The sequence below is a fragment of the Arthrobacter sp. D5-1 genome, assembly GCF_017357425.1.
In the GTDB taxonomy this organism is placed as follows: domain Bacteria; phylum Actinomycetota; class Actinomycetes; order Actinomycetales; family Micrococcaceae; genus Arthrobacter.
The window spans coordinates 1182755-1205830 of sequence record NZ_CP014571.1; the positions used below are offsets into that span (position 1 = coordinate 1182755).

16 protein-coding genes are annotated in these 23076 nt (G+C 60.1%); 12 read left to right on the top strand and 4 right to left on the bottom strand.

Features of this window, described 5'->3' with window-relative positions; translation table 11 throughout:
• Positions 1-15: 15 nt before the first annotated feature.
• The 5 genes from AYX22_RS05560 to AYX22_RS05580 all read left to right on the top strand — a co-directional run bounded on the left by AYX22_RS05560 (position 16) and on the right by AYX22_RS05580 (position 10346).
• Positions 16-6051, top strand: a complete 6036-nt coding sequence (locus tag AYX22_RS05560; protein ID WP_207596552.1) for an RHS repeat-associated core domain-containing protein — start codon at positions 16-18, stop codon at positions 6049-6051.
• Positions 6048-6395 (top strand): hypothetical protein, encoded by a 348-nt coding sequence (locus AYX22_RS05565; protein WP_207596553.1) that lies wholly within the window; start codon positions 6048-6050, stop codon positions 6393-6395. Before AYX22_RS05560 ends, AYX22_RS05565 begins: the two co-directional genes overlap by 4 nt.
• 699 nt (positions 6396-7094) lie before the next feature.
• Entirely contained in the window at positions 7095-8429 is a 1335-nt protein-coding gene (locus tag AYX22_RS05570; RefSeq protein ID WP_231941989.1) for an ISL3 family transposase, read from the top strand.
• A 55-nt stretch (positions 8430-8484) separates the two neighbouring features.
• On the top strand, positions 8485-8847 hold the full coding sequence (locus tag AYX22_RS05575) for a hypothetical protein (protein ID WP_207596554.1): 363 nt from the start codon (positions 8485-8487) through the stop codon (positions 8845-8847).
• A 77-nt stretch (positions 8848-8924) separates the two neighbouring features.
• Positions 8925-10346, top strand: coding sequence for a hypothetical protein (locus AYX22_RS05580; RefSeq protein ID WP_207596555.1), 1422 nt, complete (start codon positions 8925-8927; stop codon positions 10344-10346).
• Between the two features lie 67 nt (positions 10347-10413).
• On the opposite strand, the gene AYX22_RS05585 is transcribed toward AYX22_RS05580, so the two are convergent.
• Complete coding sequence (locus AYX22_RS05585; protein ID WP_207596556.1) at positions 10414-10974, bottom strand: hypothetical protein; 561 nt, start codon at positions 10972-10974, stop codon at positions 10414-10416.
• Between the two features lie 517 nt (positions 10975-11491).
• Entirely contained in the window at positions 11492-13615 is a 2124-nt protein-coding gene (locus AYX22_RS05590; protein ID WP_207596557.1) for a P-loop NTPase fold protein, read from the bottom strand.
• Positions 13616-13778: 163 nt separating this feature from the next.
• On the opposite strand from AYX22_RS05590, the gene AYX22_RS05595 reads away from it, so the two are divergent.
• The 3 genes from AYX22_RS05595 (at position 13779) to AYX22_RS05605 (ending at position 17813) form a co-directional block, all read left to right on the top strand.
• Positions 13779-14867 (top strand): peptidoglycan bridge formation glycyltransferase FemA/FemB family protein, encoded by a 1089-nt coding sequence (locus AYX22_RS05595; protein WP_207596558.1) that lies wholly within the window; start codon positions 13779-13781, stop codon positions 14865-14867.
• Positions 14868-14981: 114 nt separating this feature from the next.
• Positions 14982-16298 (top strand): peptidoglycan bridge formation glycyltransferase FemA/FemB family protein, encoded by a 1317-nt coding sequence (locus AYX22_RS05600; RefSeq protein WP_207597488.1) that lies wholly within the window; start codon positions 14982-14984, stop codon positions 16296-16298.
• A gap of 27 nt (positions 16299-16325) precedes the next feature.
• Positions 16326-17813 (top strand): threonine/serine exporter family protein, encoded by a 1488-nt coding sequence (locus tag AYX22_RS05605; RefSeq protein WP_207596559.1) that lies wholly within the window; start codon positions 16326-16328, stop codon positions 17811-17813.
• A gap of 77 nt (positions 17814-17890) precedes the next feature.
• Here AYX22_RS05605 and AYX22_RS05610 read toward each other — a convergent pair whose 3' ends face one another.
• Positions 17891-18730 (bottom strand): siderophore-interacting protein, encoded by an 840-nt coding sequence (locus AYX22_RS05610; RefSeq protein WP_207596560.1) that lies wholly within the window; start codon positions 18728-18730, stop codon positions 17891-17893.
• A 52-nt stretch (positions 18731-18782) separates the two neighbouring features.
• Positions 18783-19553 (bottom strand): uracil-DNA glycosylase, encoded by a 771-nt coding sequence (locus tag AYX22_RS05615; protein WP_207596561.1) that lies wholly within the window; start codon positions 19551-19553, stop codon positions 18783-18785.
• 131 nt (positions 19554-19684) lie between these two features.
• On the opposite strand from AYX22_RS05615, the gene AYX22_RS05620 reads away from it, so the two are divergent.
• The 4 genes from AYX22_RS05620 to groL all read left to right on the top strand — a co-directional run bounded on the left by AYX22_RS05620 (position 19685) and on the right by groL (position 22988).
• A complete protein-coding gene (locus AYX22_RS05620) occupies positions 19685-19996 on the top strand; it encodes a DUF3263 domain-containing protein (protein ID WP_198318448.1) in 312 nt (103 codons plus the stop codon).
• Positions 19997-20045: 49 nt separating this feature from the next.
• Positions 20046-20654 (top strand): LytR C-terminal domain-containing protein, encoded by a 609-nt coding sequence (locus AYX22_RS05625; RefSeq protein WP_207596562.1) that lies wholly within the window; start codon positions 20046-20048, stop codon positions 20652-20654.
• Between the two features lie 172 nt (positions 20655-20826).
• On the top strand, positions 20827-21030 hold the full coding sequence (locus tag AYX22_RS05630; protein WP_144662708.1) for a cold-shock protein: 204 nt from the start codon (positions 20827-20829) through the stop codon (positions 21028-21030).
• 323 nt (positions 21031-21353) lie between these two features.
• The gene (gene groL, locus AYX22_RS05635) at positions 21354-22988 is read left to right on the top strand and encodes a chaperonin GroEL (RefSeq protein WP_207596563.1); all 1635 of its coding nucleotides are present in this window, start codon (positions 21354-21356) and stop codon (positions 22986-22988) included.
• Positions 22989-23076 lie beyond the last annotated feature (88 nt).

Sequence of the window (23076 nt, forward strand, 5' to 3'; positions counted from 1 at the left end):
TCAGGAATCCAGTCCATGCGTTCGCTTCTGACTGTGGCACTCGCTGTAACGCTCGTAGCAACCGGTGCCGCCTTTACCGTTCTCCCGGAAACGGGTGCAGTCTCGCAAGTGGCGGGCGCTTCCAACATCACTCCGCTCGACCCGGTGCCTGTTGAGCAATGGCAAGAGCCAGCAGCAGACCCCATCGCCCCACAGGGAATCGACGTCGCGGTGGGCGCGGCCTCAGACACTGTTCTGGGAGATCAGGCGCCATTGGCGAAGACGGCGGGCGTCCGCACGATCGTGCCTATGTCCGGCACCAACTCCGGTCCTGTTCCCTCCAATCCCGGTGGCGCGGGCAACTTTATGGCTCTGCCTGGCCTGGGATCCGGTTCTTGGGGAACCACCGGCCAGACCGGTGGGTTCACCTGGAACTATCCCTTCCCGATCAGGGAAGCCCCCGCTGGAAGCACGCCGGCGCTGAGCCTGTCTTACGACTCCACCCGCCTCGACGGCCTAACCAGCGCCACAAACAACCAGGCTTCCGTGGTTGGTGACGGCTGGGCTCTGGGCGGTGCCGGAACCATTCGCCAGAAATTTGGATCCTGTAAGGACCAGCTCCCGGCTGGTACCCAGACATGGGATCTCTGCGGAAACCCTGGAGGCCAGGAATTCACTATCTCTTTCGGCAGCCGCTCCGGTTTGATAATCAAAGATTCCAACGGAAAGTACCATCTGCAGGCAGACGACAACACCCGCCTGGAGTTCTTGCAAGACACGAACACCGCGAACGGCACCAGGTACGGCGATTACTGGAAAGTCACCGATCCTGAGGGAACCGAGTATTACTTCGGCCTGAACAAACTCCCGGGCTGGACCAGCGGTAAGGCAACCACCAACTCAACCGACTATGTTCCTGTCCGTGCTGCTACATCGACTCAGCCGTGCAACGACATCGGAACAGCACTCTGTCAGCAGGCCTACGCCTGGAACCTTGATTATGTCGTGGACGTTCACGGCAACTCCCAGGCGTTTTATTACACCCAGGACCTGAATTACTACGCTTCAGCAGCTGGCACCGGGCCTCGTCACATCTACGTCCGGGCCAGCCGACTCGCACGGGTTGACTATGGCATGCGGGAGGGGACCGAACTCACAGCCAAGGCCCCAATGCAGGTTCATCTTGGCTACACGGGCCGTTGTGAAGGCGGAACGGTTTGCACGGACGGCACCGAACACGACGTTCCGACCAACTTCACCTGCAACACCACGACCTGTGCCATCCAGGCACCGACCTTCTACACGTACTACCGCCTGCAGACGGTGATCTCGCAGACACTCGTTGGGGCCAGCTACGGCAACGCCGACATCTGGACTCTCGGCCACTGGATGCCCGACCCAGAGGACGGAACCAAACCTTCTCTCTGGCTGCGGTCTGTCACGCACCAAGGTGCCGACACAACCTCCACCGGTTTCGGCGGCTGGATCACTGATCCAGCTACTATCTTTGACGGTCAGGGTCGGTACAACCGTGTCTGGGACGTCCGGACCGGACAGGCGCCCATGAACCGCATCAGGCTCATGACGATCATCAACAGCACGGGGGCGAGGACAACAGTAAATTACATGCCCGCGGACCCCGGCTGTACCTATGACTACATCGCCGCGATCGTTCCTGAGACCAACACCAAACGCTGCTTCCCGCAATGGTGGCAGCCGGTAGACCCGGTTCCTCAATCCGAACGGCGGGACCTTTTCAACATATATCCCGTCCAGAGCGTTAGCACGACTCCCAGCCCGGGCTTTGATGGCAGCGCCGCGGTTTATCAGGAATACAAGTACGAAGACACTCTGGTCTGGAAATATGCCGACCCGAAGTACGACTCCAGCACAAGCGGTTCCAAGAAGACCTGGTCCGTGTTCGGCGGCTGGTCCCAGGTTAGGAAAACAACAGGCAACGACCCCGGCGGCAGCAACCCCTACACCATCACTACATACCTGCGCGGCATCAACGGCACACCGTCCAACTCCTCCGGCGGGGTCCGGGCAGCAACCCTGACGGCCACTGACGGCGTCACCCAAATAGCAGATCAGCCATGGCTGGCCGGCCGTGTCTTGGAACAACGCAGTTTTGCAGGCACCGGAACGAACTACTTGAGCAGCACGATCACCTTGCCCTGGTCCTCACTGAACCCCACGGCAAAAGCTCCGGTGTCCCTGGATTCCGTTGAAGCGCACTACACCGGAACCTCTGCAACGAAGACCAGGACAGCTTCCAGCGTCACCGGTGGCTGGCGCACGACCTACGTGGCGAACACCTTCGATGCGCTGGGTCGTGTTACAGCAGTCGCTGACCACGGTGACTACACAGCCACCACGGCCGACGACATCTGCACGACCACCAGCTACGCCGACAATGCCACAGCAAACATGCTGAACTTACCGGCCGTGAGCGCCACATTCTCTGCAGCCTGCAATGCCGGAGCCCCGAATGGACCCTTGCTGCGCTACACAAGGACCCTGTACGACACCTCCACTTCGGCGGTCCCGGGGTCTGCGGGATATGTTGCCCCGACCAAGGGCGACAAAACCCGGACTGACGCTGCTACGGCAACTTCAGGCGTCGTCGTCACTGGTTGGCAGACCGGCCCCACCATGGGCTATGACGCTCTCGGGCGTACTGTTACAGCCACGGACAACACAACCGGTGCGCCGCGGACCACAACAACCACATACACACCTGGCACTGGTGCGCCGACGACAGTGACTGTCTCCAATGCGCTTCAGTGGAAGACGGTGACGACCCTGGATGTTATTCGCGGAAACACCCTGAAGAGCCAGGATCAGAACCTTCACGAAACCAGTGCCGCTTACGATCAGTCGGGTCGCGAGATCAAGTCATGGGACGCACGTCGGCTCCAAGCGGCTGGCACCCCAACAATGACCACCAGCTACGGGATCTCCAACACCAGCCCGTCTTGGGTAAAGGCGACGACCGCAACCGGCGTAGAAAGCTTCACGATCTACGACGGCATGGGACGAGTCCGTCAAACCCAGGCGAAGTCCCCGGGGGGCGGGTCTATAGTCACCGACACGATGTATAACTCGGCTGGGGCCAAGAACCTCGAACGCCACGGCTACTACGTCGATTCCAACCCCAACGGGGTCCTGGTAACTCCCACCATCGCTGTTCCGGCCTCCACGGAGTACACCTACGACACCGCGGGCCGTGTTGCGACTGCCAAGCGGCTTGGCAACGACAACATCGAACAATGGACGACGAGCTACAGCTACGTTGGTATAGACACCACCACAACTAAGCTCACGGCTTCCGGATGGAGCGGCTCCCCTGAGACGACCGTGTTGAATGCCCAAGGAAAGGTCGAGAGCAAAACGTCCTACCACGGCACTACCCCTACTGGCAGCGCCGACAAGACCACTTTTGTCTATGACGCCTTCGGCCAACGCACAGGCATGGGTGACGGCCAGAACCTTTGGACATGGAAATATGATGCCTTGGGCCGGGGAACGTCAAGCATCGATCCCGACGCTGGCACGAGCAGCGCTACGTATGACGCCGCAGGCCGTGTTGCGACCCGTACCGATGCATTGGAAACAGTGACTGGCTACGTCTACGATGCCTTGGACCGGGTAACCAAACAGACAGTCACCGCTCAAGGCGGCACAGCCAAAACCCTCGTCACGTCCACATATGACAGCGACAACGCCAATCTGGGGCAACTCACCTCCACGACGCGCAACAATGGCGTGAACTTCGACCAGCCCGTCACCACCACCTATAGCGGCTTCGACCTCGCTTACACTCCGGGCACGGTCACAACCACACTTCCGACTACGCTGACTGGCTTCGGTGGTGCCTACACGTTCACGACGACTACTACGTACACCGGTCAGATCAAAGCAGCGGGGACACCCGCTATCGCTGGTCTCCCGGCAGAGAACGTCGCCTACGGATATACGGCGTTTGACACTCCTTCCAGTATTCAAGCCAACTTGAATATCTACGCCGGAAACACCCAGTACGACCACCTCGGCAAGCTCGTTTCTTACGAGCAATTTGACAACGCTGAGTCGTCAGGGACAAACACCACCGGCAAGAATGTTGTTAGCTTCAACTGGAGCCCCAGCACCGGGAGGCTGATCGACAGCCAAGCTTTCAACGTTCTACCTGGCAAGGACGAATCAGATCTCGGTACCACCCGCTACAAGTACGATCCTGCAGGACGTATCACCTCACGGGAGCAGGCCTACACGGCACGAGCGTCCTCGCCGTCGGACTACCAGTGCTACAGCTATGATCACGCCGACCGCGTGAAAGCTGCCTGGACGCCATCTGTTATTGCGGGCTGCTCTACGGTGCCTGCCTCTACCGCCGGGAGCGTTACAGGCTTGACTGGGCCGGCACCATATGCGCAGACGTACACCTACACAGCTGCAGGTGACAGGGCCCAGGTCAAGCGGTTCAGCTCCAATGGCGCCCTCGCGGTCACTGAGTCGTATGCTTACCCAGCACCTGGAACAGTGGGCCCTCACCGGCTGCAGTCAGTGACATCCGTCGCAGGTTCGACCACATCTACACAGTCCTTCACCTGGGACGCGGCCGGCAAAATGACCGGACGTGCGGGCCAATCGCTGACTTATACGTTGGACGGCAGCTTGAGCACCACCACGGGAGCCACCGATGTCGTCGCAAACCCCAACCCCGGAGCAACAGCCGGAACGCCGCCGGCCCCAGCCGCAGCGGTGGCTGACGATGCAGCCTCCCGCTTCTACGATGCCTCAGGAAACCTGGTCGGTGTCAAAGACGGCACCGGCGTAACCGTGACGTTGGGCAGCATTACTGCCCACAACACGATTGGCGGCACTAAGTCAGCAACCAAGACCTACAGCTTTGCTGGAAAGGTCGTTGCCCAGCGCACTAGTAGCAGCGCTGTCACTGGAACGAAGCTGGCGTTTATCATCGGGGACAGAGTTAATACCGCTCAGACCATGACACTGCCGAACACGGGCACTGGGCCCACAACGGTCATCACGCGTCGTACCGACCCCTTGGGCCTGGCTCGAGGTGCTAACGGAACTGCTACTGCCAATGGCAGCTTCGCGACAGCCCCCAGCACCACCGCAGGAACCGGATCAAACGCGGCAAGTTCAACTGGGTTCAGCGCGGTCAACGGCTACATCGCAGGGCTCGACGACACCGTTAGTTCGCTCACCCATCTTGGGGCCCGGGAGCTTGACCCAGTCCTTGGTGTCTTCACAGCACCGGACCCGATCCTGGACATCAGCAAACAAGAAGGCTTCACCCCGTATACATACGCCTTTGGCAACACCATCAATACGTCCGACCCCTCAGGTCTGAAGCCCACTTGTGACTGCGACGAGGACCGTGGGGGGACATATTTGAAGGCTGAATACGTTTCGGGCCCTAAGTTCTACGGTGTCGAGCAGGAGCAGCGCGCTGCCGCCCCCGCGACGTCCGGCGCGTATGTACCTACATTTGCGGACAGGCTCCGATGGGCCTATAAGAAAAGTTACTCGGCCCACGCTGGTGAGATTCGTCCTTATAAAGCGACCGAAGATATGAGTCTTAAGCAAAAAGTGTGGTTCCTGAACCACTTGAGCAACTATGGTGTTCCCGACGACGAAGACATGTCCTGGGACGAGGCATTCGCGGGACCACTCGGTGACAGTCTTCTGATGGCGGTCGGTGGTCGCGGCGGAGCTGGGAAGGGCTCGGTTGGAAAAGGTGGCGGCAAAGGTGGGCTTCCTGGTAGCGGGAGTCTCATAAGGACCCTGAAGGATCCACAATCCCTGCGTGGTGCCACCCCAGATCAAGTGAAACAGCTGATTCCCGATAGCTGGACGCAGAGCCCGCTGAGAAAGGGCGACGGAACCAGGTACACCAACCCAGACCGTCCGGGCGAAGCGATTATGATCGAAAAGGGTACTCCAGGGGCACAGGACCCAACTCACGGAGGCCCGTACGTCCGGATCAGTAAAGACGGTAAAATTGATCGCATCCCTCTAGAAGGAAATCCGGCCCTCAAATGAATGAACCACTGACGCCTAGTCAACGCATCCTTTTATGGCAGGCAATAGAGGACTATTCTGGATTATGGGAATGTCCTTGGGAGCTCCGGGCGATCAAGCCCTCTGCCGACGAGGAATCTCTTAAAGCGGAGGCAGCACAGATCATTGCCGGCCTAATATCCGAGGGGCTCGTAGAGCTCTATTACTGTCAGGAGCCGTACGGAGAAATGACCAAAATCCCGGAGTCCAAGGCCTTCGATTTACTTAGCGCCGATGAAGTTTGGAGCCAGCCGGTTAAGGATGCTATCTCTGTCAGATTCACTGCTACGGAAGAGGGGAGTGCCCTTTATGAACGCCAGTTGTGAGCTTGGTTGATGAGGTCTGGGAGCCTATTTGCATTTGTTCGACATCGATGCGGGAAAACGGTGGCCCCCATGGTGCCGCATAGCCGAAATTTATCTCGCTGCCGCTCTGAAGCTCACCTCTCGGGGTTATTTTGCAGGTACAACAAAAGGTAAAACTCAAAGCAGGCGGCGTGTTGGTATGCCGGCAGCTGTAGCCTGAGGAGCTGGTGGCGCTCCTGGAGCTTGAAATGGAGACTGTTCCTCCTGAGTCCACTGCTCGGCATGATTGGCGCTGTCGGGCTCAGCGCCTTGAACAACATCGGCAGATTTAGTGTCGCTTAAGAGCTACGTCCTAACGAAGAAGCAGTGATAGCAGCAGCAGTAGACGTCGGGTTGCAAAGTACTGCATCTCTTCGAGATCGAGTGATGTTTCGGAGCGATAGACTCGTGGTTGGAAGGTACACAGGGTCAGCCCCCCCGGCAATCCTAGGGGGAGCGCATCATGAGCCAGGAACTTCAGCGACAATCGGAGCCTGCAGGCACGGCAGGTCAGCCACTTGCACTCAGCGCACACGATGCGACACGGTCACGCCATTGGCGGTTCTGGTTGGGACTGTTTCATGTGCTGGCGGGCCTGATTGCTGGATACCTGGCTCTTCGCGGTTGATGGTGAAACAGGTTCCGTGTCTTGAAATCTGAAGGGCTCGTAGCCCTGCTGTGATGGATGTTCTCTACGCATTCATCAAGAGTCAGGAGCTACGAGCCTTGAACGAGCCTACTTCGCCGCGCCCCGATGCTGCCACCGCCATTTTCAACCTGCCCGACTACCGGGTCACCGGCACCGAGGTCCTCGCCTTCGGGCAGCGACGGATCCGCGTCGTGGCCACCGCCGAGGCCGGCTGCCCGTCCTGCGGCGTGATCAGCACCCGCGTGCATTCACGCCGGTCACAACGCCTGCGTGACATCCCTGTCGCCGGCCCGGTCGAAGTGGTCTGGGCCAAGCGGAGGTTCTTCTGCGATGAGTACCTGTGCCCCCGCCGGACATTCACCGAGGAGACAGCCGAGGTACCGCGCCGGGCACGGTCCACCCGCCGGCTCCGTGAGGCCCTGGTGGCCGCCGTGATCGGTTCCGGGAGGGCCGCCGCCGAGGCTGCCTCTTCATTCGGTGTCTCGTGGTGGCTTGTCCAGCGGGCACTGGATTCCGCGGCGCTGACGCTGCCCGATGTCGATGCCCTGGCACCGCGGATGCTCGGCATCGATGAACACCGCTACCGGTCCGTGCGGTTCTTCCGCGACCCTGCCACGAAGGCCTGGAAACGCTACGAACCCTGGATGACCACCATCGTCGATCTCGACACCGGACAAGTCCTCGGGATCGTTGACGGCCGCGACAGCGAGGGGGTAGGAGACTGGCTGTTCGCCCGCCCGCTTCAGTGGCGGCTGGGCGTGCAGGTCGTTGCCATCGACCCCTCGGCGGCGTTCCGCAAGGCCCTGCGGATGTGGCTTCCACGCACCGCTGTCTCAGTCGACGCGTTCCACCTGGTCAAGCTCGGCAACGACATGCTCACCGAAGTCCGGCAACGACTCACCCAGCAGACCCATGGTCGGCGGGGGCGCTCCATCGATCCGGTCTGGGCCAACCGGCGACTGCTCCTGCGCGCCGGGGACACGCTCTCGGATCGGGCCCGGGACAGGCTCAGCAACGTGTTCGCGACCGACGATGTCACCGGGAAGCTGCAGGCCGCGTGGCTGGTCAAGGAACAGCTCCGGGCCCTGCTGACTACCGGCTCTCTTGCCGACGCTGCCGCCGCGAAGGACCGGCTGCAGGTCCTGGTCGAGCGAGCCGCGCAGCCGGAGACGAACCGGCTGTGGCGCACAATCTGCCGGTGGTGGAAAGAGATCGAAGTCCTCATTGTCACCGGTGCGACAACCGCGAAAGTGGAAGCCAACAACACCGCGATAAAACACATAAAGAGGACGGGTCGGGGATTCACCAACGCACGCAACTACAAAACCCGTATCCTGTTGCGCAGTGCCGCCAGAACAGCGGCATGAACATCCCTCACGGCAGAACGTTCACCACGAACCGTGAAGAGCCGGATACCTGGCCGTGACGAACACCGTGTGGGTGAGCGCACAGATACAGGACTGGCAAAGCGTGGGGCAGCGACCGCCGGGTGGACCACTTGCTGGGTTGATTTTCATCATCGTCGGCTTCAGCTTGGTGTCCGGGGTCGGCGTGCTGGTCGGCATCTGGAATCTCATGACCATGAAGGGCACGAATCCGCGGCCTCTGCGCTCAGCAGCCGTGGTGTCCATAGTCTCCTTCATGCTGATGATGACCTTTGTTGATGGGCCCTTGAACGATCCGGGGAAGATTGGGCTCCCTATTCTGCACGCAGTGGTCGCTGCCTGGAAAGTCGGCATTCTCCGTCTCAAGAAGGTGCCAACGCCGGCGACTGTTGCTCGCTGAAGAGGGCTGAGCTTCCTGCAGCATCGTGACGCCTCGCCGTTTGATTTTCTGAGTCCCAGTGCACGACGATTGCCCTCATGACGACTGAAACCTCCCAAGAACAACTGGTTGATATTCCCGAGTGGGTGTCTAAAGTCCGGGCCATAGGTATCGACACCAATGCGGTGGGGAAGGGTTCGTTCAACCTTGCACAACTGAAAGGGCTGTCCCACAAAGCTCAGCAGCACGGAGCCATGGAGATTTGGATTGCTGAACCGGTGATCTGGGAATGGGCCGATCACCTCAGGGAGGACTGGGTTTCTCTCAACAAGGTCAGAAGCAATCTCAAGGCCGCAGGCATCGAGATGGCCGCACAACCCACAGATGTCAACGAGGCCTTGGAATTTGTTCTCAGTGGAGTCCACGGTTTAGGGGAGCACGTAAAGGTGATCCCGATCGAGCCGGTTGTTGTCGAAGCAATGAAGGATCAGATTCTCGTTCGCGCACCGGGTGAGAGGGTGACCCGTGACGGCCGGGCCGCCAAAACCAAACATGACAAGTCCGTGAAAACGGGCGCCGCGGATAGTGCGATATTTCGTGCCTACCACCATCACGCCGGAAATAGAGGCGAAACCTACGTCATTCTGGGCGGTGATAGCGATCTTGCAAAGGCTCATGAAGAGTGGGGCGTCAAGGACGTCAAGTCATTCTCAAAAACTGATGCACTGAACGAGCACATTTTCCGGATGATTCCGGCGCCGGACTACCTGGTGGTACGTTGTGCTGCATTTCTCGATTCGGAGGTCGCAACCGTGGACCTCACTTCTTTCGAGTCGCCGAGTAGTTTGATCGGAAGTTATGACCAGGAGGTCCCGCTATCTTTTGCCGCTACCGGACACAAGATGCTCCTGGGACTTTCAAACGCGAAGCTGGACAGGGTCGCCCAGATCGTCGAGGCCGAAGCATGCATCCTTACTGATGTGTTTGGTCCCGAAGTGACGACAGACATCTACGGCGAGGACCACGAGGAACCTGGGACTCAACGTATGTACTCCGACAGCGCCGTCTACGTCAACGTCACATTCCGGATTGAGAAAGGCGAAGTCAAGAGTTTTGCTGCGGGCTCCATACGTCACACATGGGCGATGAGGACACGCGAAACAGCCTGGGACGACGACGGGCCTCTAGCTGTACTTGAGAACCTCACTGAAGTCCCGGGACTCGCTGACTTTGACTGGGCTGTCAACTTTTATGAACCGCAAACCACGGAGGTGGAGGTTGACGGCGACATTCTCCAGCTCGACTTCAGCGGCAGCGCTGCCGACGATTGGGTTCTAGCTGCCTCATATCGTGACGAAGTCGTTGAGGTTGCGGGAACTCTTCAGTATGACGGCAAGGACTACGGGGATGGGGTGTCCTTTGTCAGCACTGTGCTGTTGTCGACGGACTCTGCGCTTGTGCCGAATCGCCCCAGTTTCGCTGTCAACGCACTGCTGATGCACACGCCTAAGAAGTCGTGAAAACCAAGTACTGTCCGGGGTGGCCCGGACAGTACTTGGTGTCGATCTGGGGATTAACCTTCGGATCCTACGTTGAGGGTATCCAGCTCTCGGCCACTGCCACCAAGTCGTAGTGAAACGCACTGAGCACAGACCGCAGAGCCATCAGTTGATCCTCGTGTCGCGGATTCCTTTCGTGCCAAGTTCCAACCTTGGCTGAAATGATCTCACCCAGGTCAGTGACCTCGATGATCTGCTGCTTGCGTACACGCTTCTCGCCGGGCACCACGATGATGGCCCGCCGTTCGTTCCAGAAGACCTGGGCGGCGTCGCGCTCTGCCTGTGTGAGAAGACTCTCCACTGTCCGCTCGACGTGGATCTTGAGTCGGGGCGTCGGCGGCTCCATGACACGCCATTCGTCGTCGCCTGATTGGTCCTCGATCTCAATTTCCAGTGGCTGGTTGTTGTAACCTTTCAGGGCGAAGTCATGGCCCCGGCGTTCAATCCAGAGAGTCGCGACCGTTAAGTCCGAATCAGTGTTGAAGACGACCTTGCCGAAGTCCTCATCTGATTCGCGGTGCTTGGCTTCCCAGATCCTGGGCTCAGTTCGGGCTCCGGTGTCGTAGGGCGTGAGTGGTTCTGTGGGCATGGTCGTGCTCCAATCGAATAGCTGGTGGTCTTACGGGTAGTCGACAGGCTCCCGAACCGGCTGTGCCGGTCAGCCTGCTGGGCCCTGGCATCAACATTTCCCACTGCAAACAGCGCCACAGCGAAAAAAGAACCCCCGTGCCGAAGCACAGGGGTTCAAGGTCCAAGGGTCTCGTCTTGGATGTTCTATTCAGTTGGCGGAGAGATGATCAGCACCAACGGCACGTTTGTTCTGACAGCGCTGCATTTCTTCCTCGGCTTTCTCCCGACCCGGCTTCGCCGGTGAAGAGCCAGCCACGACCCACACGGGGACGCCAGTCACCAAAGGGCAGTGAGTGTTGCAAACACGCGAAACAAGAAACCCCCTGCGCCGCAGCGCAAGGGGTCTCTCTCTCGCTGTTTGAGAGCTATTCAGTTGTCTATTCGATTGGCGGAGAGGTGATCAACGCTGGGAGCGCATGGGGGGCCCAACATTGCACCTCTTCCTCACTTGCCCTCCCGGACCCGGCTTTGCCGGGTCAAGCATCACCAAGCTGAGCTTCCTGGACTTTGGCCTGTTCCTTCCGCCACTTTTTGAGCTCCCTCATGGCGAAGTTGGTTCTCTGCGCAAGGGAGGGAACTTCGTCTCTTGTCGGCTCCGGAAGTGGAACAGGGTCTTCGAGCGGCTCGTCCAACAACATCTCGACCGGAACGGTATCCCTGAGCTTGTTGATCGCTAATACGAGCTCAGAGGGAAAGGCCCTGTAATTTCCGAGCAGTACCGGCGAAACAGTGAACTTAGTTACGAAGGCCGTGAAGGTCAGTGTCCCTGAGTTCATAGCTTCCGTTGTTTTTGTCTGAAGCAATCTCAAGCCATCAAACACGGCTAGGTACTCCCAAACCTCGAATCGTTCTTCCTCCGGGACTGATGACTCGGGTTTTCGCCATTCCTCAACCAGCCAAGTGGTGGCGTGATTGATCCAGGCTTGTCGAAGTTGGCTGGCGAAGGTCTCTGCGCTCTCCGAATTTGGTGTTGCAGCGTAGATCCCTGGCGGAACATCTGCCCAATCAGAGTGGTCGAGTTGAAGAGCGTAGCCCAGGGCGGCAGGTCTTTCGAACTTCTTCACCAATGCTTCGATGTCTTCGCGCTCCCAAGTCCTTTGGCTGCCGATGAGCTTGGCCAGCCATGAAACTTTAAGCGCGTGGCTGCTCGCGATGCCTTCATTCCTGTCTTGGGGTTTAGAAAGCCTGCTCGTCAGATGGCGGACTAGACGTCGGGTGTCGACAGTGTAGTCCGTATGTCGTTTGCCCTTGCGCACAGCCTTCATGCGCACGTCTTCAACCGGATGGTCGAAAGTCTCTGGACAGGTGTCCCCGGAGCGGATAGTGCCGGTGAGAATCTTGTCCAGGTCGCGGTGCACGAGGACATCGGAAACGTCACCTGCGGGCAATGAGAACGTGAAGTAGCGATCGAAGTACTCGCGATCATAGGCTCGGTATCTGCTTCCGAGGGCGCCCCATCCGTTACCCGGGAAAGCCCGAGGAAAGAGTGACGATAGGGCTTCGATCAGTTCGTCAGTTTGTTCTTCGTACCCGCAGGACTTCATTCTGTCCCGCCATATGTCCATCTCAGCCGGCTTGTGTTGCGAGACGTAACCTTGGTCCAGTGACAGGTCCTCTACCCAGCCAGGCAATCGCTTGTAGAGATTTGGATAGAAGAGTCGCAGGAAGGTGAGAGCGAAAAAGTCCGCAGGGTCCACGTTTCCATCAGCAAGGCCTAGGAATGTGATTGCTTGCATTGCGTAACGACGGCACGCCCGGGGTGTAGTTAGGCTCGTCCACATGTGATCCTGATAGAACGACTCGAAGCGAATTTTCGGAGTCTGTCCACCGTTCATGCCCGCGGACGCACTATTTAGAACTGGTTCCAGATGGTTCCTGACGATTTTCTGCAGGAATTTCTGTTGGGGCTCGGGCAAATCGAGAGGATACTGGACGATTTTTTCCAGATAGATCTCGGCGTTGTCCGTGCCGCCCAGCACGCTTCCCAGAGTCTTTACTGTCGACGCGCGATCATAGGCGAGCAGATAGTTGACCCGTGGGAACCTTCCAAGCAAACGGACGGTCTTCATCAACAGCAGTAAGTCGTTGGGGAGCAAACGGTCGACGTCGTCCACGACGACCAGAACCTTGCGGGTTGCAACCCATATCGATGCCGCTAGATCCTGGAACGCTGAGTCCCAGGACTTGGACGGCATGAATTCGCGCACCGTCTCTGCAGCGGCGGTGCCCACGATAGGGATGGCTTTTAGGGCAGGAGCACTACGCCGAACTAGGTCGAAAGCCTTCTTGCGTAGGCTGTCCCGATCGTCGTTCGGGAATGCGTCAAGGATGGCCGAGTATAGCTCCGCTTGAAGCCGTTCGTCGTCAAAGGACCAGGGGTTGAAGTGCACGACGTGGATGGACTCGTCAATCTCTGCCGTGATGTAGTTCAGGACTGTCGTCTTGCCGGAGCCCCACGGACCGACAAGACCAAGAACCGTACTGTCATTGCTGTCAGCAAGGTTCTCGATGAGGCTCGCCACCATCTTTACGAATGGTCCCCGTTCGAGTTCATCCTTCTTGGGGTCTGTTAGCGAAGAGTCTGTCCAGGGATCAATCATGCTGAGATTCTAAACGCGGAGACACACGACTCCATGTATGCGAGTCGTTGAGACGAAGCTGATTCCCAGTCCCAACCCGGAATCGCCAATTTCGCTTGGCCCGATAGACTTGGGGCTGCGTGTTTGCACGTAAACCAAGATTTATGAGTAATGCACCCTGAGATTGGACACGGCCACCTTGCGAGAATTCACCGCCCGCTTTGCCACCGCCGAGGAAATCGACAACTGGGACAAGCACGTCACGGCCAATCCGAACGGCGGCAACATGCTGCAGTCGGACGCCTACGCCGCCGTCAAGGACGGCAACGGCTGGCTGGTCCGCCGCCTGGTGGTGGAGACCGCCGATTACACCAGCTACAACCTGCTCCTGGAGAAGAAGTTCCCGGTCCTGGGCCGGCTTTGGTACCTGATCAAGGGGCCGGACGCTGCCGCCGTGGATGACATCAGCCCCTTGCTCAAGGCCATCTCCACCCTGGCCAAGGAGCAGAAGATGAACGTCTTCACCATCAAGATCGAGCCGGACATCGTTGAATCGCCAGTGGTTGCAGCACAACTCAAGGCCGCAGGACTGGTCAAGGCGCCCAACATCCAGTCCAACGATTCCACCGCGCTGCTGGACATCTCGGCGCCGGCCAACGAGGTCCTCCGCAGCATTTCCTCGCGCGCCCGGAATGCGGTCCGCAGGGCGCAGCGCGAAGGCTGCGAGGTTGTGCAGGGAGAGCCCGGCGAGGACAGTTATCGCAAGCTTTACGCCCTCATGCGGAACACCATGGACGCTAAAGGCGCCATGCCACTGCGAAGCTACGAGTACTACGCAAAGTTTTGGGAAGAGTTCTGCAGCCGGGGCCAGGGTCACTTCTTCTTCGTCTACGAGGATGGGGCACCGAGCGTGGGGGCTTTCGTCATCAACTACGGCTCCAAGGCCACCTACAAGGACGGCGGATCCACCCAGAACCGCAAGCAGTACGGCGACTCACATCTGGTCCAGTGGGCAGCGATCCAGCGCATGCAGGAGCTCGGCTGCGTGGAGTACGACTTCTGCGGTACGCCGCCTGCCGCAAGGATCAAGGACAAGAGCCACCCGCTCTACGGCCTTGGATCGTTCAAGACAAGCTTCACCAAAACCGTCACGGACTTTGTGGGCTGCTACGACCTCGTCCTGGGACCTGTCCGCTACAAACTTTGGCTCAAGGGTGCGGAACGCATCTTCCGCCGACTCGAGACCATGCGCACCGGCGGCCAGTTCTACTGACGGCCACCGCAGCCCGCAAGCCAAGCAACTTCAGGCCCGCCCCTGCCACCAACGGGTGCAAATCTACATTTAGGTGAGGAAATTTCTTTGACTCCGATTGAGGCTGGAACCGCCATGGAATTCGTGATTCTCAGTGACGCTGATTTCGAGACCTTTGCCAAGGGACACCCACAGGGAAGCTTCATCCAGTCCATGGACCTCACGCGATTCCAGCGTGCCCGTGGCCAGGAAGTGGAACTCTTCGGGGTCATGCAGGGCGGCAGCCTGATCGCTGCGGGAAAACTCGTCTACTCGTCCAACCGCCTGGGCTACAAGATCGCAGACTGCGCCAAGGGACCACTGATGGACTACAGCGACCCCACAGTGGTGCGCTTCGTCGTCGAGCAGTTGAAAATGCATGCAGCCTCGAAGAAGGCCGCTGAACTGCGGATCTCACCCAACATCCGGTACATCGCGCGCGACGAAGAGGGCGCAGAGCACCCCGAGGTGGAGGACAACCGTCCCCTGCTGAAGGAATTCGAGGGTTTGGGCTTCAAGCACCAAGGCTTCGACATGAACTTCGCCAACATCAACTGGATGTTCGTCAAACAGCTCAACGGGATTGCTGATTCCGAAGAGCTCATCATGGGCATGAACTACCGCACCCGCAAGGCCATCCGTAAAGCCGAGAAGAACGGTGTGTACCTGGAACAGGCCACGCTGGAAACGCTGGATGAGTTCTACAACGCGCTGAGTACCGCTGGAGATGAGAAGGGCTTCACGTACCGCGAACGCGAGTACTACGAGCAACTGCTCCGCAACACTTCGGACGAGTTCACCAAGCTCATGATGGCCAAGATCAACATCCCTGAGTACCGGGCGTCCATCACGGAACGGCTGGAGGCTGAATCAAAGACCCTCGCAGACCTCAAGCGAGAAGTCGAAGCGACTGGCAGCAAGAAAAAGGCCAACCGCGTCAAGGTAGTCCAGGACCTCGTGGACAGCTATGAGCGCAGCCTCAAGGACATCGAACGCTTCCCTGACTCCGTAGGCGTGGCCACTGTGGCTGCCATCCACTTCGCATGCTCGGGCGACGAACTGGTGTGCGTCATTGGCGGCACCGTGCAGGACTATATCTACTTCAATGGCGCTACGTCCCTGTACTGGGGCATGATGCTCCACGCGCTCAACAACGGATACTCGCGCTACAACTTCTACGGCACGTTTGGCATCCAAGGCCAGGACGAGACCGGGCACGGCGGTTACGAATTCAAGAAGGGATTCGGGGGCGAGGTGGTCCAGCTGGTGGGGGACTTCGTTGCACCGGTGAACCCGCTCATCTTCAACGCCTACCGCGTGGTCAGGAAGCTTGCAGGGGCTGCCCAGACAGTACTGGGACGATTGCCACTGGAGAAATTGCCGGTAGTAGGAAAATTTCGGAGGAACCGCTAATCACACAAGCCAAGGGAGGATCACCGCGTGACTGAACGCCCCGACGGGTCCGCCAGCAGGCCCCATACTGACGGGTTGCCCAAAACCCAGCCGCTCAGGCCATCCCAGGTCCGGCAAAACGTCAACGCCAAGCGTATGCTCATGCGTCTTGTCCAAGGTGACAGCCCGCCCACGGCGCCCATGAACATCGTGGACCGTTTGGCGGGAAGCCCTTATGCCAACCCCACCATCCAGGTAGTGGGAGTGGATGCTTCGGCCCGCAAAACCATCGACTTCGCCCTGCATCTGGCGGAGGTCATGTTCCGTTATGGAGCGGGCGCCCTTGAAGTTGAGACGAGCATGATCGCGGTGACGGCTGCCCTGGGCCTGAAGAACGTCGAAGTGGACATCACCAACCAGTCGGTGGCCATCAACTACGCTCCCAAGGACCAGACGCCCATCACGCTGCTGCGTGTTGTTCGATCCTGGACCAACAACTACGCCGGCTTGGCGCAGGTGCACCAGCTGGTGACTGACATAGTTGCCGGGGGAGTGGGCCGCGATGAAGCCGTACGCCGCTTGAACGAAATCATCCGCAGCGCCAAGCCTTTCCCGCGCTGGATGGTCACGATTGCCTTCGGCATCTTCTCCGCAGTTTTCGTGGGCGTCCTGGGAGGTGGCCTGGGCGCATCCGCGGTGGCCTTCTGCTCCAATATCCTGATCAGCCTGCTCTCACGCCAGCTTGCACGGTGGCGGACAGCGGACTTCTTCAACACCATGGCGTGCGCGTTCCTGGTCACCTTTATCGCGCTGATGCTGCGGTGGGCGGGTGTCGACATTGCTCCGTCCATTGTGGTTGCCGGCGGAATCCTGCTGTTGCTGCCAACGGGTCGACTTGTCTCGTCTGTCCAAGATGCGATCAACGGCTTCCCGGTGACGGCGGCCGGCCGATTCCTTTCCACGGCGCTGACGTTCGGTGCCATCGTGGCAGGGATCGGCGTCGCCGTGGTGGTCGGAACACTGATTGGCAGCGAGGTCCTGGACGTCACGGACACCTTCCCCGATGCGTATCCCTTGTGGGGTCAGGCGATCCTGATCGCGATCGCGGTGGTGGCCATCGGTGTCACCGAACAAACGCAACTGCGCCTGTTGTTCCCGACGGCGGCAGTGGGCATTGTGGGCTTCTTCGTTCTGTGGGGGGCTGGGGCCGCCGGGCTCGGCGATCGCCTGTCACCCGCGGTCGCCGCGGTGGTCATTGGCCTGCTGGGACGTGTGGTGGCGCTCAAACTCGGAGCACCGCAGCTGGTGGTTGCGGTTCCGGCCGCGTTGATCCTGCTTCCCGGCCTCACCATATTCCGGTCAATGTATGTTTTGACCGTCGAAGAGGGAGACATTCTGCTCGGTGCGGGTGGCATGCTGAACGCCGGGGCGATTGTCCTTGGTGTGGCTGCGGGCATCGTGCTCGGCGACAACCTCGCCCGGCCATTGACCAAGGGCCTGTCCAGCAACGAGCGGCGCAGGGTCCGCAGGCGATAAGTGGAACACTACGAACGGCGCTGCCATGAGGCGGCGCCGTTCGTGTTTTAAGTGCTGAAGTTGTACCTGCGCCGAACCTAGATCTGTCCGACCGGAAGCTTCTTCTCCGCTTGGAACACTTCTTCGACGCGACCCTGTGCCCAGTAGCCGGACAGTGACACCTGGGAACGCTCCAATCCCCGCTGGACGAAGAAGATCTCACGGAGGCCCTTCATGTAACCCCGCTCACCGTGGGCGAAAACGTCCACCCGGCCGGGCAGCCATTCAGTGGTGCGCAGGGCTTCGAGCAGCAAGTCACTGGAGCCCGCGGGTACCCCGTTGCGCTGCAGCCAGTGCAGCTTCACGCCGGCGGGGGCGGAGATCGGCAGGATGTCGGCCTCATTGTCCACTTCCAGGAACACCGTTCCGCGGGCATCAGGGGCAAGAGCCTCCACGCATGCTGCAATGGCCGGGATCGCGGCGTCGTCGCCGGCGAACAAGTACCAGTCGGCGTCGGGGGCCGGGTTGTAGGCACCGCCAGGTCCGGTGAAGACCAACGAGTCGCCGGGTTCTGCTGCTGCCGCCCAAGGGCCTGCCAGCCCTTCGTCGCCGTGCACCACGAAGTCGATGGCCAGTTCCTGGGCTTCAAGGTCCACCCAGCGGATGGTGTAGGTCCTGGTGTGCGGCCACAGCTCCCGTGGCATGGTCTCGCGGATGGCCCACAGGTCCAGCGGAAGCTCGTACTCGACGCCCGGCTGGGGGAAGACGATCTTGACGTAGCGGTCCACGTACTGGTTGTTCGTGTAGTCACTGAACCCTGGTCCGCCGGCCACGATCCGCACCATATGCGGTGAAAGGCGTTCATTCCGCAGGACTGTCAGGTTGACCTGCGGGCGGGTTGTACGGGTGGCGGACGAAGTCACGGGGAGAGCAGACATATAGGTAAGCCTAAGCTAATTTCCTGCACGTCCGCTGGAGATGAGTCAAAGGTTACAGGACAGGCAGTTCCCAGTTGATGGGTTCGGCGCCCTGTTCCGCCAGCAGCTCGTTGCTGCGGCTGAAGGGCTTGGAGCCGAAGAATCCCCGGGAAGCCGAGAGGGGACTGGGATGGACCGACACGATGGACGGTGCTCCATCCAGCAGTGGCAGGACGCCCTCGGCGTCTTTGCCCCAGAGGATGGCAACCAACGGGCTGCGCCGCCCCGCACCGTCCGTACGGCGGGCGACGGCGGTGACTGCCGCCGTCGTGATGGCCTCCCAGCCTTTGCCGCGATGCGAGCCGGCAGCTCCGGCGGTGACGCTGAGGACACGGTTCAGCAGGAGGACGCCCTGGCCCGTCCAGGCGCTGAGGTCGCCATGGACCCGGGGAGGCAACCCGAGGTCGTCGTGCAGTTCCCGGTAGATATTGGCGAGGCTGCGCGGGATGGGCCGCGTCTGTGGGGAGACTGCAAAGGAGAGCCCGACGGCGTGTCCCGGCGTGGGGTAGGGGTCTTGGCCCAGAATCAGTACCTTGACCTCTGCCAGCGGCTGCTGGAAGGCGCGCAGAAGGTGGCCGGCCGACGGAAGGACATGGATACCGTTCTTGGCTTGGGTCGCGACGAAGTCCAATGCGCTTCGCAGCTCCCCTTCCACGGGCCGCAGGGCATCGGCCCAGTCGGGGGCCATCAGGTGTTCCAGTGGGCGGTCAGGGAGCTCGGCAAAACCTGTCTGGTCCAGGTTGTCCGGCTCAAGGTCAAAGAGTGCATCCTCGCCATTCACCACGCCATTGTCTCCCGCGCAATCCCGGACCGGCGAATGACAGCGTTGTTATTCGCCCGTAACATAGGGGTAGGACATTTTTCCCCCAACACGCGTCGAAGGAGTGTGCCGTGGCAGAACCAGCACCGGAACCGATGGCGCCGCAGTCAACAGGGTTTGCCCTTGCAGACCTTGCGGCCGGGATCCGCAGTGACTCTCCGCTCAGCGAACGGGACCAGCAGATGCTGGCCCTGGAACGGCAGTGGTGGAAGTACTCAGGGGCCAAGGAACAGGCCATCCGTGAGCTGTTCGATCTCTCGGCAACACACTATTACCAGATCCTCAACGCGCTGATAGATACCGAAGACGCGTTGGCCCACGATCCCATGCTCGTCAAGAGATTGCGTAGACTACGTACGTCCCGCCAGCGTGCGCGGACGGCACGTCGCTTGGGGTCCGACGCGTAAATCGCCAGGCTGATCTGTCAGCAGCAACCAGCAAGGACAACGCTTCACCATGACCAAATATGCCAAGGACGAATTCGACCAGGTCCCGCAGAACACCTCGCGGCAGGGCGTTCACCGGGACGCCCAGGAAACCACACGCCCCACGTTGTGGCCGGTCCTGACTGTTGGGGCTGTGGCCCTGGTTTTGGGGTTGGTGGCCTTCCTGGTCCTTCCGAACCTCGGCGTGGTGGCTCCCAATGCCGCGCCCAGCGTCTCGACGCCGGCGCCGCAGCAGACTGATTCGTCGCCGTCAGCGGCACCGGGCGAATCCAGCAGTGCACCGTCCGCTTCCAGCGAGCCGACACCGTCAGAGAGCCCCTCCGCAACGCCGTCCTCGGCACCGGTGGACAAGTCCACCCCGGTTGCCGTGTACAACGGTGCCGGCACCGCTGGCTTGGCTGGCCGCGTGGCCGGTCTTGTGGAAGCCGACGGCTGGACACTCAGCACCGTGGGCAACTGGGGCGGCCTGCCGCAGCAGACATCCGTGATCTTCTACAACGCGCCTGAGCAGAAGGTCAACGCCGAGGCGTTGGGCACCTTGTTGGGCATCCAGACGATCCTTGAGTCGCCCGAGGTGCAGCAGCAGTTGGTGGTTGTAGCAGGACCTGGCTACCAGTAAACCCTCGGCCTTCCCGGTGGGTCTGAAGCCCCAACCCGGTTAAGCCTCAATAACAAAAGTGATGCCCCGGGCCTCCATGGGAGCGCCGGCAGAGTGACTGTGGTTACAGTGGATTGATTCCGGTACGGAGATCCCGGCAACCGGTCTTGGCTACTGCGAAAGTGTGGGCATCATGGCATTGGGAACCGTCAAATGGTTCAACGCCGAAAAAGGCTACGGATTCATCACTGTGGATGATTCGGGTGACGACGTCTTTGTACACTGGTCCGCCATCCAAATGGACGGCTTCCGCGCCCTTGAAGAGGGCCAGCGGGTTGAGTTTGAACTGGGGGAGGGGCAAAAGGGTCCGCAAGCCGAAGGTGTGCGCGTCGCATAGCTTCTTGCAGGATTTCGCTCCCTCTCCGTCAGCCCTCGGCTGAAAGCCCTTTGTTTATAGAGCAAAGTGGCATCTCTGCTTGCACTCTCCCCGGTCGAGTGCTAATTATTGATTTAGCACTCCTATGGTTCGACTGCTAAGTCCAGGCCGGGTTACCCCGGCGTTGGGCGGCATTCGTTCCAGCGGAGGATCAAGAAACACCTTGGTGGGGTGAGGTCCGGAGCGCGGGGCATACAGAGGCTGCGAGCGAAAGACCGTCCGTCGCGGGCACCCCATCTGACAGGTACCTTCTTAACGACTGTCCCGAAAGGACTACCGCCGTTATGGCCAAGATCATTGCATTTGATGAAGAGGCACGCCGCGGCCTCGAGCGGGGCCTGAACATCCTCGCAGACGCCGTCAAGGTCACCCTCGGCCCGCGTGGACGCAACGTCGTCCTCGAAAAGAAGTGGGGCGCCCCCACGATCACCAACGATGGTGTTTCCATCGCCAAGGAGATCGAACTGGACGACCCTTACGAGAAGATCGGTGCAGAACTGGTCAAGGAAGTTGCCAAGAAGACGGATGACGTCGCTGGCGACGGTACTACCACTGCAACCGTCCTCGCCCAGGCACTGGTGAAGGAAGGCCTGCGCAACGTTGCCGCCGGCGCCGACCCGCTGTCCCTCAAGCGCGGCATCGAGAAGGCTGTTGAGGCAGTCATCAGCGAACTGCTGGCCTCCGCCAAGGAGATCGAAACCAAGGAAGAGATCGCCGCTACGGCTTCCATCTCCGCCGGTGACCCGGAAATCGGCAGCCTCATCGCCGAAGCCCTGGACAAGGTGGGCAAGGAAGGCGTCATCACGGTCGAGGAATCCAACACCTTCGGCCTGGAGCTCGAGCTCACCGAGGGCATGCGCTTCGACAAGGGCTACATCTCCGCTTACTTCGTCACCGACGCAGAGCGCCAGGAAACGGTCCTCGAAGACCCGTACATCCTGATCGTCAACTCCAAGATCTCCAACGTGAAGGAACTCGTCACGGTTCTGGAGAAGGTCATGCAGTCCAACAAGCCGCTGCTGATCATTGCCGAAGACATCGAGGGCGAAGCCCTGGCCACCCTGATCGTCAACAAGATCCGTGGCACCTTCAAGTCTGTCGCCGTCAAGGCTCCGGGCTTCGGTGACCGCCGCAAGGCTCAGCTGGCCGACATCGCCATCCTCACCGGTGGCCAGGTCATCTCCGAAGAAGTTGGCCTCAAGCTCGAAAACGCCGGCCTGGAACTCCTCGGCACCGCCCGCAAGGTTGTTGTCACCAAGGACGAGACCACCATCGTTGAAGGTGCCGGCGACGCCGAGCAGATCGCAGGCCGTGTGGCCCAGATCCGCGCCGAGATCGAGAACTCCGACTCCGACTACGACCGCGAGAAGCTGCAGGAGCGCCTGGCCAAGCTGGCCGGCGGCGTTGCAGTCATCAAGGCCGGTGCCGCAACCGAAGTTGAGCTCAAGGAACGCAAGCACCGCATTGAGGACGCAGTCCGCAACGCCAAGGCTGCTGTTGAAGAAGGCATCGTTGCCGGTGGTGGCGTAGCACTCATCCAGGCCGGCGCCAAGGCATTCGCCAACCTCACCCTCCAGGGTGACGAGGCAACGGGTGCCAACATCGTCAAGGTTGCCATCGACGCTCCGCTGAAGCAGATCGCCTTCAACGCCGGCCTCGAGCCCGGCGTTGTGGTGGACAAGGTTCGCGGCCTGCCTTCCGGCCACGGCCTGAACGCTGCCACGGGCGTCTACGAAGACCTTCTGGCTGCCGGTGTGAACGACCCCGTAAAGGTCACCCGCTCGGCTCTCCAGAACGCTGCTTCCATCGCTGGTCTGTTCCTGACCACCGAGGCTGTAGTTGCCGACAAGCCTGAGAAGAACGCTCCGGCCGCCGGCGGCGACGACATGGGCGGCATGGGCGGCATGGGCGGCTTCTAAGCCCCCACGCTGTAGCAATGCAGCGCCCAAGCGTCACGCTTTAGAGCAAGCGACGGCGGTCCCCACCTGGTGGGGGCCGCCGTTTTGC

Coding starts and splice junctions, on each gene's coding strand:
- AYX22_RS05560 (WP_207596552.1), top strand. CDS start 16: ATGCGTTCGCTTCTGACTGTGGCACTCGCTGTAACGCTCGTAGCAACC.
- AYX22_RS05565 (WP_207596553.1), top strand. CDS start 6,048: ATGAATGAACCACTGACGCCTAGTCAACGCATCCTTTTATGGCAGGCA.
- AYX22_RS05570 (WP_231941989.1), top strand. CDS start 7,095: ATGGATGTTCTCTACGCATTCATCAAGAGTCAGGAGCTACGAGCCTTG.
- AYX22_RS05580 (WP_207596555.1), top strand. CDS start 8,925: ATGACGACTGAAACCTCCCAAGAACAACTGGTTGATATTCCCGAGTGG.
- AYX22_RS05585 (WP_207596556.1), bottom strand. CDS start 10,974: ATGCCCACAGAACCACTCACGCCCTACGACACCGGAGCCCGAACTGAG.
- AYX22_RS05590 (WP_207596557.1), bottom strand. CDS start 13,615: ATGATTGATCCCTGGACAGACTCTTCGCTAACAGACCCCAAGAAGGAT.
- AYX22_RS05600 (WP_207597488.1), top strand. CDS start 14,982: ATGGAATTCGTGATTCTCAGTGACGCTGATTTCGAGACCTTTGCCAAG.
- AYX22_RS05610 (WP_207596560.1), bottom strand. CDS start 18,730: ATGTCTGCTCTCCCCGTGACTTCGTCCGCCACCCGTACAACCCGCCCG.
- AYX22_RS05620 (WP_198318448.1), top strand. CDS start 19,685: ATGGCGCCGCAGTCAACAGGGTTTGCCCTTGCAGACCTTGCGGCCGGG.
- AYX22_RS05625 (WP_207596562.1), top strand. CDS start 20,046: ATGACCAAATATGCCAAGGACGAATTCGACCAGGTCCCGCAGAACACC.
- AYX22_RS05630 (WP_144662708.1), top strand. CDS start 20,827: ATGGCATTGGGAACCGTCAAATGGTTCAACGCCGAAAAAGGCTACGGA.
- groL (WP_207596563.1), top strand. CDS start 21,354: ATGGCCAAGATCATTGCATTTGATGAAGAGGCACGCCGCGGCCTCGAG.